The organism is Micromonospora sp. NPDC047756 (assembly GCF_055587245.1).
Map to the genome: position 1 here is coordinate 330,288 of NZ_JBVJGQ010000001.1, position 13,306 is coordinate 343,593.

At 72.0% G+C, this 13,306-nt stretch carries 13 protein-coding genes; 3 read left to right on the plus strand and 10 right to left on the minus strand.

The genetic code is table 11. The annotated features are described in order from the left end of the window. Positions 1-40: 40 nt before the first annotated feature. Genes ACZ6NZ_RS01540 through ACZ6NZ_RS01550 form a run of 3 tightly spaced genes read right to left on the minus strand, consistent with a single transcriptional unit; the run spans position 41 to position 3,512 of the window. Positions 41-1,540 carry an MFS transporter gene (locus ACZ6NZ_RS01540; protein WP_465854838.1) on the minus strand — a complete coding sequence of 500 codons (1,500 nt, stop codon included), beginning with the start codon at positions 1,538-1,540 and terminating at the stop codon, positions 41-43. After that, a complete protein-coding gene (locus ACZ6NZ_RS01545) occupies positions 1,537-2,805 on the minus strand; it encodes an MFS transporter (RefSeq protein ID WP_465854840.1) in 1,269 nt (422 codons plus the stop codon). The genes ACZ6NZ_RS01540 and ACZ6NZ_RS01545 overlap by 4 nt, the downstream gene beginning before the upstream one ends. After that, entirely contained in the window at positions 2,802-3,512 is a 711-nt protein-coding gene (locus ACZ6NZ_RS01550) for a siderophore-interacting protein (protein WP_366605524.1), read from the minus strand. The genes ACZ6NZ_RS01545 and ACZ6NZ_RS01550 overlap by 4 nt, the downstream gene beginning before the upstream one ends. Positions 3,513-3,593: 81 nt before the next feature. On the opposite strand from ACZ6NZ_RS01550, the gene ACZ6NZ_RS01555 reads away from it, so the two are divergent. Continuing rightward, positions 3,594-4,154 (plus strand): GNAT family N-acetyltransferase, encoded by a 561-nt coding sequence (locus ACZ6NZ_RS01555; RefSeq protein WP_465854842.1) that lies wholly within the window; start codon positions 3,594-3,596, stop codon positions 4,152-4,154. Positions 4,155-4,164: 10 nt separating this feature from the next. Here ACZ6NZ_RS01555 and ACZ6NZ_RS01560 read toward each other — a convergent pair whose 3' ends face one another. The 3 genes from ACZ6NZ_RS01560 to ACZ6NZ_RS01570 are packed head-to-tail and all read right to left on the minus strand — an operon-like array spanning position 4,165 to position 7,451. After that, complete coding sequence (locus ACZ6NZ_RS01560; protein WP_465854844.1) at positions 4,165-4,866, minus strand: hypothetical protein; 702 nt, start codon at positions 4,864-4,866, stop codon at positions 4,165-4,167. Positions 4,867-4,890: 24 nt separating this feature from the next. Beyond that, positions 4,891-5,571, minus strand: a complete 681-nt coding sequence (locus tag ACZ6NZ_RS01565) for a DUF305 domain-containing protein (RefSeq protein WP_465854846.1) — start codon at positions 5,569-5,571, stop codon at positions 4,891-4,893. Continuing rightward, complete coding sequence (locus ACZ6NZ_RS01570) at positions 5,568-7,451, minus strand: sigma-70 family RNA polymerase sigma factor (RefSeq protein ID WP_465854847.1); 1,884 nt, start codon at positions 7,449-7,451, stop codon at positions 5,568-5,570. The genes ACZ6NZ_RS01565 and ACZ6NZ_RS01570 overlap by 4 nt, the downstream gene beginning before the upstream one ends. Positions 7,452-7,775: 324 nt before the next feature. Here ACZ6NZ_RS01570 and ACZ6NZ_RS01575 point away from each other — a divergent pair, with 324 nt between their 5' ends. Both ACZ6NZ_RS01575 and ACZ6NZ_RS01580 read left to right on the plus strand, forming a co-directional pair. Beyond that, on the plus strand, positions 7,776-7,961 hold the full coding sequence (locus ACZ6NZ_RS01575; protein ID WP_465854848.1) for a hypothetical protein: 186 nt from the start codon (positions 7,776-7,778) through the stop codon (positions 7,959-7,961). Positions 7,962-8,205: 244 nt separating this feature from the next. Next, positions 8,206-9,036, plus strand: coding sequence for an RNA polymerase sigma factor SigF (locus ACZ6NZ_RS01580; RefSeq protein ID WP_465854850.1), 831 nt, complete (start codon positions 8,206-8,208; stop codon positions 9,034-9,036). A gap of 6 nt (positions 9,037-9,042) precedes the next feature. On the opposite strand, the gene ACZ6NZ_RS01585 is transcribed toward ACZ6NZ_RS01580, so the two are convergent. The 4 genes from ACZ6NZ_RS01585 to ACZ6NZ_RS01600 form a co-directional block, all read right to left on the minus strand. Then, complete coding sequence (locus tag ACZ6NZ_RS01585; protein WP_465854852.1) at positions 9,043-10,110, minus strand: DUF2855 family protein; 1,068 nt, start codon at positions 10,108-10,110, stop codon at positions 9,043-9,045. A 73-nt stretch (positions 10,111-10,183) separates the two neighbouring features. Beyond that, complete coding sequence (locus ACZ6NZ_RS01590) at positions 10,184-11,398, minus strand: PP2C family protein-serine/threonine phosphatase (protein WP_465854854.1); 1,215 nt, start codon at positions 11,396-11,398, stop codon at positions 10,184-10,186. Between the two features lie 169 nt (positions 11,399-11,567). After that, entirely contained in the window at positions 11,568-12,599 is a 1,032-nt protein-coding gene (locus ACZ6NZ_RS01595; protein ID WP_465854856.1) for a medium chain dehydrogenase/reductase family protein, read from the minus strand. Positions 12,600-12,686: 87 nt separating this feature from the next. Beyond that, positions 12,687-13,229, minus strand: coding sequence for a TetR/AcrR family transcriptional regulator (locus ACZ6NZ_RS01600; protein WP_465854858.1), 543 nt, complete (start codon positions 13,227-13,229; stop codon positions 12,687-12,689). Positions 13,230-13,306: the final 77 nt, after the last annotated feature.

The following is a 13,306-nucleotide window of genomic DNA, read 5'->3' on the forward strand; positions in this document are numbered from 1 at the left end:
TCGACTACCACGATGTCGCTATTAGGGTAGCCTACCCTTATTAGACGGATTTGTTGCGGTCTGCCCGGTCTAGCAACCCGGCGGCCACCAGACCACCGATCAACACCGCAGCCGCGCCCACCAACTGCCCCGTCTTCAGTGCCGAGGCGAAGGCGACGGTCACCACCTCCCGCTCGGCTCCCCCACGGGCCGCGGCGAGGGCCGCGGGAAACGACCCGGCGCCGGCCAGGGCCGCCGGCAGCAGCGCCGCGAACCGGGCGTTCAGCACGGCACCCAGCACCGCGACGCCGAGGCTGCTGCCGACCTCGGTCATGGTGCCGTCGACTCCCGCGCCCGCGCCGGCCTTCGCCGCCGGGATCGCGCTCATCACCGCCTCGACGATGGCCGGATTGGCCAGTGCGCAGCCGACACCCATGACGAGCAACCCGACCAGCAGCACCCCGTAACCATCGGACGGAAAGACGGTGACCAGCGCCAGACCGGCCGCCAGCAGCGTCATGCCGACGGCGATGGCGAGCGCGAGGCCGAGCCGACGGATCACGCTCGCGACGACACCACTGACGTTGAGCAGCACGATGGACAGCGCGAAGGGCGCCATCCGCAGACCGGCCTCCCAGGCGGGGTAACCCCGGACGAACTGGAGGTGCTGGGTGAGCAGGAACAGCGCGCCGGTGGCGCCGAACGTGATCAGCACGACGCCGGAGATCGCACCGACGAAGCGCCGGTCCCGGAAGAAGCGCATGTCCAGCATCGGGTGCGCGATCCGCCGCTCCCACCGCACGAAGATCCCGAGCAGGAGTACGCCGACGACCGCCGCGCCGATCACCTCGGTCGACGCCCAGCCGCGCTCCGGCCCGGAGATGATGGACCAGACGACAGCGGTCAGACCGGCGGTGGAGAGCACGGCGCCGAGCACGTCGAGTCGGCCGCCGGCCGGCCCGCGGGACTCCGGGACCAGCGCGCGAGCGACGAGCAGGCAGACCAGCACGATCGGCACGTTCATCAGGAAGATCGCGCCCCACGGCAGATGCGCGAGGATGGTGCCGCCGATCGGTGGCCCGACGGCGAAGCCCAACGCGCTGGTGGCGGCCCAGATGCCGATCGCCCGGGACCGCTCGGTGGCGTCGAAGACCTGCATCGCCACCGCGAGCGTCGCGGTGACCAGCAGCGCGCCACCGACGCCCATCCCGGCTCGCGCGGCGATCAACTGCCCGCTGGTGCTGGCCAGACCGGCGGCCAGCGAGCCGACCCCGAACAGGACCAGCCCGACGAGCAGCATTCGACGGCGGCCGTACCGGTCGGCGGCGCTACCGGCGGTGAGCAGCAACCCGGACAGCACCAACGCGTACGCGTTGATCATCCACTGCACCTCGGCGGTGCTGGCGCGCAACTCGGTCGTGAGCGCCGGCACCGCCACGGTCAGCACGGTGTTGTCCAACACCACGACCAGTTGCGCGACGCACAGCACGGCCAGGATGAGCCATCGCTGTGGCAGTCGCGCCGATGTCGCGGTGTCGGTGGCCGGCTGGACCGTGGTCACGCCACCGCCTTGACGCCGTCCACTGCGGGCTGCTCGGAGGGCTGCTCGGCCGCCGGGCCGACGGGGCCGGGCCGGTGCGGGAACCGCCGCTGGTGGACGAGGCCGAGGGCGACGCCGGCGGCCACCAGCACGATGGCCGCGACCGCGACCGCCGGATAGCCGACCCGGTCGGCCGCCGCGAGACCGATGGACGCCGCCACGAACGAGCAGACCAGGCCGAACGACGACAGCACCGTGAAGTCGGTGCCACCGGTGTCGGGTCGGGAGTAGTCCATGTTGACCGTGTAGAGCACGACGTTGGCGATGGTGTAGGCGACCATGAAGCAGCAGAGCGCGGCGACCGTTCCGCCCAGCGGCGCGCGGCCGTTCATCAGCGGCAGGAGCAGCAACGTCGACACCGTCAGCGCCACGCCGCCGATCACGAGCACACCACCGCGCCCGAACCGCCCGATCCCGAGCCCCGCGACCAGGCCCGCCACGATGGCCGGGACGCTGGTCACCACACCGGTGACGACGCCGATCCGACCCAACGACCACCCGGCGTCGACCAGCGCCGGGGTGACCAGGGCGTACGCCATACCCGCGCCGACGTAGACCAGTGGCACCACGCCGAAGGTCCACCACCGGCAGCCCGGCTGGCCGAACACCGACAGCAACGCCCGGTAGGCCGCGCCGACCCGTTCCACCCGATCGGTACGGGGTGGCTCCCGGAACCGCCACACCACCACCAGGCCGACCGCCGTCATCGCGACCAGCAGGCCGATCGCCGGCGCCCAGCCGAACTGGTCGTAGACCAGGACGCAGGCGCCGCCGCCGAGCAGGTTGCCGAGGTAGCTCGCCGCCACCTGGATGCCGTTACCCGTCCCCCGCGCCGAGTCGGCCAGCATCCGGACCGCGACGGCGTCCACGGCGATGTCCTGGGTGGCCGAGAAGAACACGTACGCGGCGCAGATCGCGACGATCGGGCCGAGCGCGTCGGCCGGACTGGCGAAGGGCAGCAACGCCAGCAGCGCGAGCACCAGAGCGGTCTGGAGCACGAGCAGCCAGGAGCGGTAGTGGCCGCGGTGCCGTGAGCCGTACCGGTCGAGGATCGGCGCCCAGAGGAACTTGATGGGCCAGATCAGACCGACGATCTGCAACAGCGCCAACGTGTCCAGCGAGGTGCCGCCGTCGCGCAGGATGGCGGTGAGCCCGACGGTGATGAAGCCGACGCCGAGGTACTGGGTGACGTACAGCGCGGTCAGGGTGCCGAGTCGGCCCTTCATGCCGCTTTCCAGTAACCGAGGGAGGTCAACCGGTCCTTGTCGACGCCCAGCGTCTTGCGGAGGTGTCGGGTGATGCCCCGGGTGGTGGCCGCCTCGCAGGCCACCCAGTAGTGGCCCGCACCGCTGGTCGGCAGGGCCGCGCAGACGGTGTCGACGAGGTGCTGACCCGCGTCGCGCCGCGGCACCCAGGTGACGTCGTGGTGCGTCCGCGCCCGCAGGGCGAGTGCCTTCTCACCCTCGTGGGCGTACTCCAGCCACACCGTCGCCGGGATGTCGGCACCGGCGTCGAGCAGGCTGTTCACCGCGGGCAGCGAGGCCGCGTCACCGACCAGGTAGAGGTGCTCGGGCGCGGGGTCGGGCAGCTCGAAGGCGCTGCCCTGCACGGTCGCGCTGATGGTGTCGCCGATGGTGGCCGTGGTGGCCCAGCGGGCCGCGCAGCCGTCGTGGAGAGCGAATTCGAGGGTGAATCGACCGGTGGCCGGGTCGGGGTCGACCAGCGTGTACGCGCGTTGGTGGGCTCGCCCGTCGTTGTCGAACCACAGCCGGATCCACATCGTGGGGTGCACCCCGCACGCCTCCAGCAGGCCACCCCCGTCCAGGAGGAGTCGCTGGTAGTGCCCGTCGACTGACTCGGTGCCCAGGACGGTCAACTGAAAGTCCCGCCCGCCCATGGCCTTGAGGACCAGGGCCTCCCAGTTCCGTTTCACGCACCCCTCCAGGTAAGGTCATCCTTGGTTAGGGGAGGTTAACCTAAGTTGCGCCCCGGATGGAACAGAGGACAGCGCCCGATGACGTACCAGGAGAAGATCGCCGGTCTCGGTGAGCTGTCGTTGGTGACCGTCGACCCGGACCGGGACGCCGCACTCCTGCACGGTTGGGTGACCATGCCCCGCAACTCCTTCTGGGGCATGGGTTCGCACACCCTCGACGAGGTCCGCGAGATCTATGCCTTTGTGGACAGTCTGCCGACGCACCACGCGTACCTGATCACGGTCGACGGGGAGCCGGTCGGCCTCTTCCAGAGCTATCAGCCCGAGGCGGACCCGGTCGGCGAGCGCTACCCCGTCCAGCCCGGTGACGTGGGGATGCACCTGCTGCTCAGCCCCGACCGACGCCTCGCCCGCAGCCTCACCAACGCGGCGGGCCCGGCCATCGCCCGCTTCCTGTTCCGCGACCCGGCCGCGCAGCGCATCGTGGTGGAGCCGGACGTCCGCAACCACCTCGCCCTGCGCCGGCTGGAGATCGAGGGCTTCACCTTCGACTCCGAGATCGACATGCCGGACAAGCGGGCTCAACTCGCGTTCCTGACCCGCGCCCGGTTCGCGCAGAGGCACCCGACGCCGGCCTGAGCACCGACCGTCAGCCGTTGGCGTTCCAGAAGCCGACGAGGGTCGCTGTCCACCAGGCGAGCTGCGAGATCGTGGCGGCGGCGACACCGGGTAGCAGGGCGGACCAGGGTGGGCGGCCCTGCACCGCCACGAGCCGGTCCCGGACCCGGCCGAGGAACAGCCCGTTGACGCCGACCACCAGCACCGCCAGCAACTTGACCCAGACCAGCCCGGACGACGTGTCCGGTCCGAGGGCGGCCCCGCTGGCGAGCAGACCCACCAGACCCAGCCAGATGAGCAGGTGCGCGCCGCGGGCGGCGGTCAGCACGGTGCCGAGCGGTTCCCGGCGCAGCAGCCAGCGCAGGCTGAACCAGTCCACCGTCAGCACCGCGCCGAAGCCCACCACCAGGCAGGTCAGGTGGCAGAAGAGGGCGACCATCCGCGCACCCGGAGAGAGAGTGACGTGCGGCGCGACCAGGATCGCGATCAGCCACCCGAGGCCGACCGTCAGGACCGAGGCGACGATGGTGGCCCGGCCTGCGGCGCGCCGGTGACCACCGCGCCAGCCGGCAACCGGTGCCGGCGCGACCGCCTCGGGCAGGGGCGCGTTGCGGGTCCGGTGCGTCGCGCGCCGCACCGGGCGGACGGCGTCCGACGCGACGGCACGGTGGGCGGCGGGACGGGACGACCGAAACTGTGGGTGGACGTCGACGTGCAGATCAGACGTTCGCATCGGCCGGACCTCCGGGCCGCATGCTCAGCCGCCCGATGCGGCGGTGGGCGCGCCGGGCCGGTTGTCCAACGCGTTCAGCTCGGCGGCCCGCGCCTGCTGGATCCGGCCGGCGAGCGCCCTCAGCTCCGGGCTGCCCCCGGCGGTCTGCTCGCCCCGGCACAGCACCACGGTCTGCGCGAGGTGCGCCCGGATCAGGCCGGCCGCCCGGGACGACACCTCGGTGTCGGACGCGGCACGCAGCTCGGCGAGGCTGGCCTGGGTGACCATGCCGGGCATCTGATGCCCCTCGTGAATGTTCAGCTCGGGCACGTTGCCCGCGGCCAGGAGCCCCCGCAGGTCCCGCAACTCCGCCTGATGGGCCTTCCGGACCTCGCCGAGCAGGGCCCGCAGGGACGGATCCGCCGGGCGGGTGTCGAGCTGGTCGATCAGCGCGAGCGCGCCCTCGTTCATCGGGATCAGCAGTTGGATGAAGGCGTCGTCGGTGCCGTTGAGCACCACCGGGGCGGTCGGCACCGCGGTGGCCGACGACGCCGCCACCGTCGACGTTTCCGGTGCCGGGTTGGTGCGGCCCCAGCCCTGGCTGAGCCCGACGGCCACCGCCGTGGCGACCAGGGTCGCGGCGACGCCGACCAGCCGCCCGGCCCGTACGCGAAGACCTCGGCGCTGCGCCATGCTCTGCTCGTCCATCCGATCGTCGGCGCTCAACGGGCGGCTTGGAACGCGCGGCCGACCACTGTCGCCTGGGCCCCGTCGCTGAACAGCCCGGACCGATCCTTGTCCGTGGCGGGCAGCCCGAACCAGGCGTAGCGCTGTAGGTAGGGGAGTTGACCGAGCATGGCGGTGGCGGCGGTGAGGAAGGCGGCCTGCTGCTGCTGGCTGGGGAACTGCGAACCGCCCCCGGCGAAGCGGATCAGCGCGAACTCGGTCAGCCAGATCGGCTTCCGGTAGCGCTGGTAGACGGCCTGGAGATACTGCCGGAGTTGGGCCACCGCGGCGGCGGTCGTGAAGTCGGCGCCGAACCAGTGCAGCGTGATGAAGTCCACCCGGTGGCCGCGGGCCTGAGCGCCGGTCATGAACCTGTCCAGCCAACCCTGCGGGTCCGGCGCACCCCAGGCGACCGCCGGGCTGCCCAGTTTGCTGCCCGTCGCCATCAGCTGCGGCCACAGGTCCAACGCCTGCTCGACGGTCATGTTCGCCTGCTCGGGCAGGTCCGGCTCGTTGAAGGTGAGCAGGTACGGCCCGGCGGCCCTGGCCCGCGCGAGTTCTGCGGCGGTGACGTTCTCCGCGCTGCGGATCATCGGCACGAACGTCGCACCGCGCGGCGTGCTGATCCCCGGGTGCTGGGTGCCCCAGGTGTAGTACCAACCGGCCTTGGAGTTCGCCAACGCCTGACTCGCCCCGGCGAAGTTCCACACCCCGACGCCCTTACGGGCCGAGCTGACCGCCGGCGCTACCGGAGCCTTCGACGAGGGGCGTGCGCTCGGCGAGGGCGCGACGCTCGGGGTGTCGACGGCGGTGGGCGCGGCAGACGGCGGCGCAGCCCACGAGGGCGCGGACGGGTCGTCCGGCTGGATCACCACCGCCATGGTGATGGCCAGGACGGCGGCGGCCACCCCGGCGGCGAGGGACGGCACGAGGCCACGGGGCCGGTTCACCGCGAGGTCGACGACGCTCGGGCCGCCGCCCGCGTCGGTGGGCACCGAGCCGGGTGCCGTCGGTGCCGCGGCGGGCGCGGCGGTCGGGCCGGGCGGCGGGACGGCCTGCGCGGCGGCTGCCGGGGCGGCAGCGCTCGGCAGGTGGACGCCGAGATCCGCCGGCAGCGGCAGCAACGGCATGCCGGCGAGCAGTCGGTCGATCGGCAGGAGGGTGGTTCCCAGCCGTCCGCAGAACGCGCAGTCACGGACGTGTCGGGCCAGTCGCTTGCGCCACAGCGAGCTGGGCGTGCCGTCCCACTCGGCGGTCACGGCGCCCAGGTCTGGGCAGCCGGGGCGGGCGCGGAGCGCGCGTACGACGCCCCGGGCGCTCTGGATCTGCTCCTTCATCCGGTGGATCCGCACCGCGACGTGCCCGGGCGACAACCCGAGCGCGTCGGCGACCTCGTTCCGGTCGATCTCGCCGGTCTCCTCCAGCCACCACAGCGAGAGCAGTTCCTGGTCGTCCGGGTCGAGCCAGCGGGTCGCCTCGGCGACCTCGCGTCGTTGGTCGGTCAGGCCGAGCCGGAGGATGGTCATCCCCGCGAAGTCGGAGGCGGGGTCGGGCACGTTGTGGATCGCGTCCAGCCCGGCATCGCGGTTGAGCGCGACACGGCGGCGCGTCTCCCAGTCCCGCACCTGGCGGATGGTGATCGCCACCAGCCAGGACCGGTATGCCGCCGGGTCGTTGAGCGCCGGCAGGTACCGGATCACCCGTACCAACGTCTCCTGGACCACGTCGTCGACGTCGGCGTGGCCGCGCAGCGCACGCCCGACGATGTTGTAGACCAGCGGGAGCGAGGCCGCGACGACGTCGTCGAGCGCGCGCTGGTCGCCCTGCCGGGCCGCGACGACCAACCCGACTTCGGGCAGTGCTCGACCGGCTGACGACATGGGTCTCACTCCTCTGGTGCTCATCCGCGCGGCGCCCACGCTGGTGTGCTGACCGCCCTCAAGATCGGAGACTCGCGGCAGCGGGTGGGATTACAGAATTCCCGGGCGGCCGGTTCGCCACAAGCGAGGCGGTTCCGTCGGCGGCGCATATGTGTCGGCGGCGGCGGGTATGGTGCGGGGTGTCGGTGTCGCCGGGCGCTCGCTCGCCCGCGCAACAGGGCACCAGACTTCGGGCGCCAGCGTGTGCGCCGAAGCGCCACCAGGTCGCACGGCCGACGTTGCCGAGGCCCCGGCGCACCCCTTTCGCTCAGACAGGATTCCTGCATGACATCGAACGACAACCCTCGCCGCGCACTGTTCCTCGCCACGTCGCACGGTGACGTGCTGGACGGACCGGCGGTGACCTTCGACAGCAGCGAGGAGGCCATGCGGCGACTGCGCCACCCGTTCGCGGTGGAGCCCGCCCAGCCGGCCTCGGCTGCTGTCGACGCCCCCGCCCAGCGCGGCTGAGCTGGAGCGCAACCCCTTCTCCGAACGGCCTAGACCTGCCCCGGGTCATACTTTCGGCTAGTAAATAGTCGGACGTTCGGGTAGGGTCACCTCAGCACGTGAACGACATGACGCGGTGGCCAGGCCCGTGATCGTGGCCTTGCGACAGCGCGCTCCTGCCCGCAGGTGCGCCCCGGCGACAAGCCGGTTCGGAGATCCTTCCGGTCGATCCGTTCGACGGGCGAACGCCGGAGGGGGACCACCCATGTCCACCATGGTCGAGAACGCCACACGCACCGCCGCCAACGCCACCAGCATCCGGGTCGGCCGGCGCGACAGCGACCGAAGCCCGGAGGACCTCCTCGCCGCCCTGGCGGCGACCTCGCCGCACGACCCTCAGCGCCCGGCGCTGCGGGAGCGCACCATCGAGGCGTGGCTGCCGCTCGCCCGGCACCTGGCGCGCCGCTACAGCGGACGCGGCGCCCCCGACGACGACCTGGCCCAGACCGCCTCGGTGGGGCTCATCAAGGCCGTCGACAACTTCGACCACAGCCGGGGGATCGACTTCAGCGGGTACGCCATCCCCACCATCATCGGCGAGATCAAGCGATACTTCCGGGATCGCACCTGGGCGGTGCGGGTGCCCCGCCGCCTGCAGGAGCTACGCCTGTCGATCAGCGCCGCCAACGGCGTCCTGACCCAGACCCTCGGTCGCCTGCCCACGGTGGCCGACATCGCCTCCTACCTCGACGTGTCCGAGGAGACCGTCCTGGAAGGGCTGGAGGGCGCACGCGCCTACCGGGCCACGTCGCTGTCCACCCCGATCGGGAGCGACGGCAACCGGGAACTCGGCGACACCCTCGGCGACGACGACCACGAGATCGATCTCGTCGAGATCCGCGTCGCCCTCGGCCCGGCTCTCGCGACGCTGCCGGAACGCGAGCGCCAGATCCTCAGCCTGCGCTTCCACGGCAACCTGACCCAGGCTGAGATCGCCGACCGGATCGGCGTGTCGCAGATGCACGTGTCCCGACTGATCACCCGCGCACTGGCCACGCTCCGTCAGAAGCTCGCCGACGACACCACCACCACCTGAGCCGGCTCACAGTTGGACGACGTGGCCCACCCGGGGCGGCGTACGACCGGCGAGGACGTCGAGCCACGCGTGCTGGAGGGCCGCCGGCCCGGCACCCACCCGAACGTCGAGCCACCGGCTCACGACGGCGGCGAACCGTTGCCACGCCTCGGTGAACCGCTGGTCGAGCCCGTCGCGGCCCCAGTCGTGGCTGCGCTTACGCATCTGCACCGGCGCGAAGAACACCTCCTCGGCGGCGTCGGCGTTCGGCGTCTGGTTGGTGAGCCCGACCGCGATGTCCCGGACGAGCCGGTCGCCGAGACGTCGACGCAGGGCGGCGCGGGTCGAGGGCGCGCCGGACAGGTCGAGGTAGCCGCTCGGGACCACGTCGAGGGCGTCGATGTCGTCGTACGACACGACCTCGTCGTAGCAGCCGAGCGACCGGGTGAACGCCAGGTTGCCCGGTGAGGTGAGACCGACCAGGCGCGGTCCGCGCCGGTGCAGCTCGAATGCGGCGGCGTACGCGGTCTTGCTCGACGCCGACGACACCAGCAGCGCCTCGGCACCGTAGAAGTCGTTGTCGGCGACCTGGTCGGCCAGCATGAACGAGGTGAAGAACAGCGGCCGGAACAGGATCAGCAGGTCCTCCTGGTCGCGCCGGTACGCCGGGTCGCCGGTGGTCGACCGGTACGCGTTGTACGGCGACGGCAGCTCGGCCCGGTGCGGGCTCGCCTCGCGGAACCCGGACGCGTCCACCCGGTCCGGCCGCACGACGAGGTGACCGGCGGGCGGGAGGTAGCCGTAGACCCGTTGCCCCACCTCGACACCGGCCACCGCCGAGGCGACCACCTCGGCGAAGCCCCAGAGCGGCGGCAGACCCCACTGCGGCCCGAGACCGTGGGCCGCCGGTGGGAAGAACTGCCAGTACCGCATCGAGTCGCCGAGCACCGCGTAGGTCACGTTGTTGGCGGTGAGGCCGACGCGGTCCACGCGCAGCAGCGCCTCGCCGTCGGACAGGACGGGGATGGAGCCATCGACGAGCGTGGTCTGCCCGAGGTCGTCACGCGCCACGGCGAAGGTCCATGAGTCAGCCATGAGGTGACGCTAGACAGCCCCGCAATCGGAGACAAGTGCACTGCGAGTGCAAAATCCCACTGCGCGCGAGAGGTCAGGGTCGGAGCGCGGCGAGGTCGCGGAGGTGCGCGAGCGGCAGGTGCGGTGGCCGCCACTCCACGAAGAGGGCCGTGGCGTCGTCCTCGAGCTGGTCGTCCTGGTAGCCGACGACCGCGCGGACCAGGCGACGCATCGTCTCCGGGCTGGGCAGCCCGTCGTTCAGGGCGCGGTTGACGAAGTCGACGAGCCGGTCCAGCCCGAACTGCTCCCCCTGCTCGCTCCGGGCGTCGGTGATGCCGTCGGTGTAGGCGAGGATGCGGTCGCCCGGGTGCAGATCCTCCACGTGCACCCGCGGTCGACGGGGTGACATGTGGCCCAGGCCGAGCGGCAACGCGGTCGGCCCGGGCAGTTCCCGAACGGCCTTGCCGTCGCGCAGCAACATCGCACCGGGATGCCCCGCGTTGATCATGCTGAGCCGGCCGGTCCGGCGGTCCAGCTCGATGAGCAACCCGGTCGCGAAGAAGTTCGGGTGCTCGGCACGTACCCACCGGTCGATGCTGATCGCCGTGTCGACCAGGTCGAGGCCACACCGACGGGCATTGCGGTACGCGCTGACCACCAGCGAGGCCAGGGTGCTCGCCTTGATGCCGTGCCCGCAGGTATCGAAGAGCCCGACGCTGAGCACGTCGTCGTTCAACGCGTAGTCGAAGATGTCGCCGCCGACGTCGTAGCACGGTTCGAGGATGGCGGTGACCACCAGGTCGTCGGTGGCGAAGGTCAGCGGCGGAAGCAGGCCCCACACGATCTCGGCAGCGACCTGCATCGGCATCCGCCGCCGCATCCGCTCGACCACGTCACCGTAGAGCCGGCGGTTCACCAGGATCTGGGCGACGTTGACCGCCACCTCCCAGGCCGGGGCGTCCATCGCCTCGTCGGCGGCGGCCGGCGAGACGACTTCCAGTACGCCCATCCGCTCGCACCCGAGCAGCAGGGGCACCCACAGCCGGTCCGGATTGTCGGGCGCGCGCTGGATGTCGAGGGTGGTGAAGGCCCGGCCGGCGAGCGTCGTCTCGATGGACAACTGATCCCGGTCGGCACCCGCGCCGAGCAGCGGCACGAGGAGGGTCTGCGTGTAGTCGGCCAGATAGATGACGATCTCGCTGGCATCGATCTGGGGCGCCGCCCGGGCAACCAACTGCGACACCTCGTCCGGGCCGCCCCGGGGCGCGTTGAGCTGCAGCCAACGGACCACCTCGCCGATGTCGGCCACGCTCCACCTCCCCCTGTCCTCCCCCGGTAGCAGGAGCACGTAGTGCGAGCGTGAGGCTACCTCGCCCGCCGGGCGCCCGGCGTCCACGAGTGGCCTACGCCCCAGGGCGCGTCGTGACGACCGGGCCGCCTCCGGCCCGAGACGGCAGCGCCCCGGGCGGGGCCGGAGGTCAGGGCTCCAGCACCACCTTGCCGGCCCGGCTGCGGTTCTCGGCGAACACCAGCGCCGCGGAGACCTCGCTGAGCGGGTAGCGGGCGGCGATCTGCGGCACGATCACGCCCTGGCGCAGCAGGTCGAGCACGATGCCGAGGTCGGTACGCAGGCGACGGCGGAACGCGGCGCGCCGGGTGAGCTGGCCGGCCCAGAAGTTGTAGAAGCCGGCGCGGTGGCCGTTGGGCAGCGCGTTCCAGGTGTAGAGGCGGGCCAGCAGCTTCACGAAGACCCACGCGACCGACTGCCCGGTGCCGACGGCGGCGGCGTTGCCGTAGACGACCAACGTGCCGCCGGGGGCGAGCAGGGCGTACGACGTGCGTACGCCCGGGCCGGCGACCGGGTCGAAGACGGCGTCGACCCCGCCCGGCGACAGCTCGCGGACCCGCGCGGCCATGTCCGGGTCGCGGTAGTCGAGCGGTTCGACACCGAGTTCGCGCAGCCCGGCGTGGTGCCGTTCGGCGGCGGTGCCGATGACCCGCAGGCCGAGGTGTCGGCCGAGTTGGACGAGCACACTCCCGACGCCGCCGTTCGCGCCGTGCACGAGGATCGTCTGTCCGGCCGTCAGGTCGGCGTTCCGCAGCATCTGCCAGGCGGTCACCCCGTTGACGACGACGGTCTCGGCCGCAGCAGGGTCCAGACCGGCGGGCACCGGGGCCAGGGCGTCGATGTCGACAAGCGCGTGCGTGGCCCAGGCGCCGGTCTTGGTGACCGCCGCCACCCGGGTGCCGACAAGCGCGTCGTCCCCGCCGGGGCCGACCGCCCGCACCGTGCCGACCAGGTCGTAGCCGGGCACGAACGGAAACTTCGGCTGGCCGGGATAGAGCGCGTGGCGCATCTGCTGCTCGGCGAACGAGATGCCGGTGGCTTCGACCTGGACGAGCGCCTGCCCCCGGGCGGGGACGGGCATCGCGCGTCGGTGCAGCAGGAGGCCGTCAGGCTCCACCACGCCGGGCAGTACCACTTCGGTGATCGTCATGTCGGTGGTCATCCGGTTCTCCTTTGTTTGTAAGTGCGCACTCACACACTTAGCTGGTCAAAAGATTGGGCCGCCGAGGCGGCCCAGCATCGGGGTCGGTCAGGGGTGGCGGATGCCGGCGGTCAGGGCGCGGGCCCAGGGCTCCGGGACCTGCTCCAGGCCGGCCGTCACGATCAGGTGGCACAACTGGCCGTACGCGAAGAACTGCTGCACCTGCGCGTCGCTGGCCCGGGCCCGACTCTGCACGAAGGTCGCGACCCGCCGGTAGCCGGCCCGCACCGCCTCGGCGACCTCCGGGATGTCCGTGACGGCCTGCGCCTGCACCTGGAAGAGCAGCAGGTCGCGATCGGCGATCAGCTCCGCGTAGGCGCCACCCATGGCGTCGAGGACCTCCTCCGGGCTGCCACCCCCGGCGCGCTCCGCGCCCGCCTCGATCGCTTCGGCGATCCGGTCGAAACACGCCCCGGCCGCCGCCACGAACAAGCCGAGCTTGCCGGAGAAGAGTCGGAAGACGTACGCCTCGGAGATGCCGGCGGCGGCGGCCACGGCGGTGACCGGGGTGGCGTGGAAGCCGGCGCGCGCGAACACCGACACCGCGGTGTTCAGGACGGTGACCCGGCGGGCCTCGGCGGTGGATCGCATGTTTGTAAGTGTGCACTCACAAACAACCGTCGTCAAGCCTGTCTCTACGCGCACATGCCTACCCAGGCGGCCCGCAG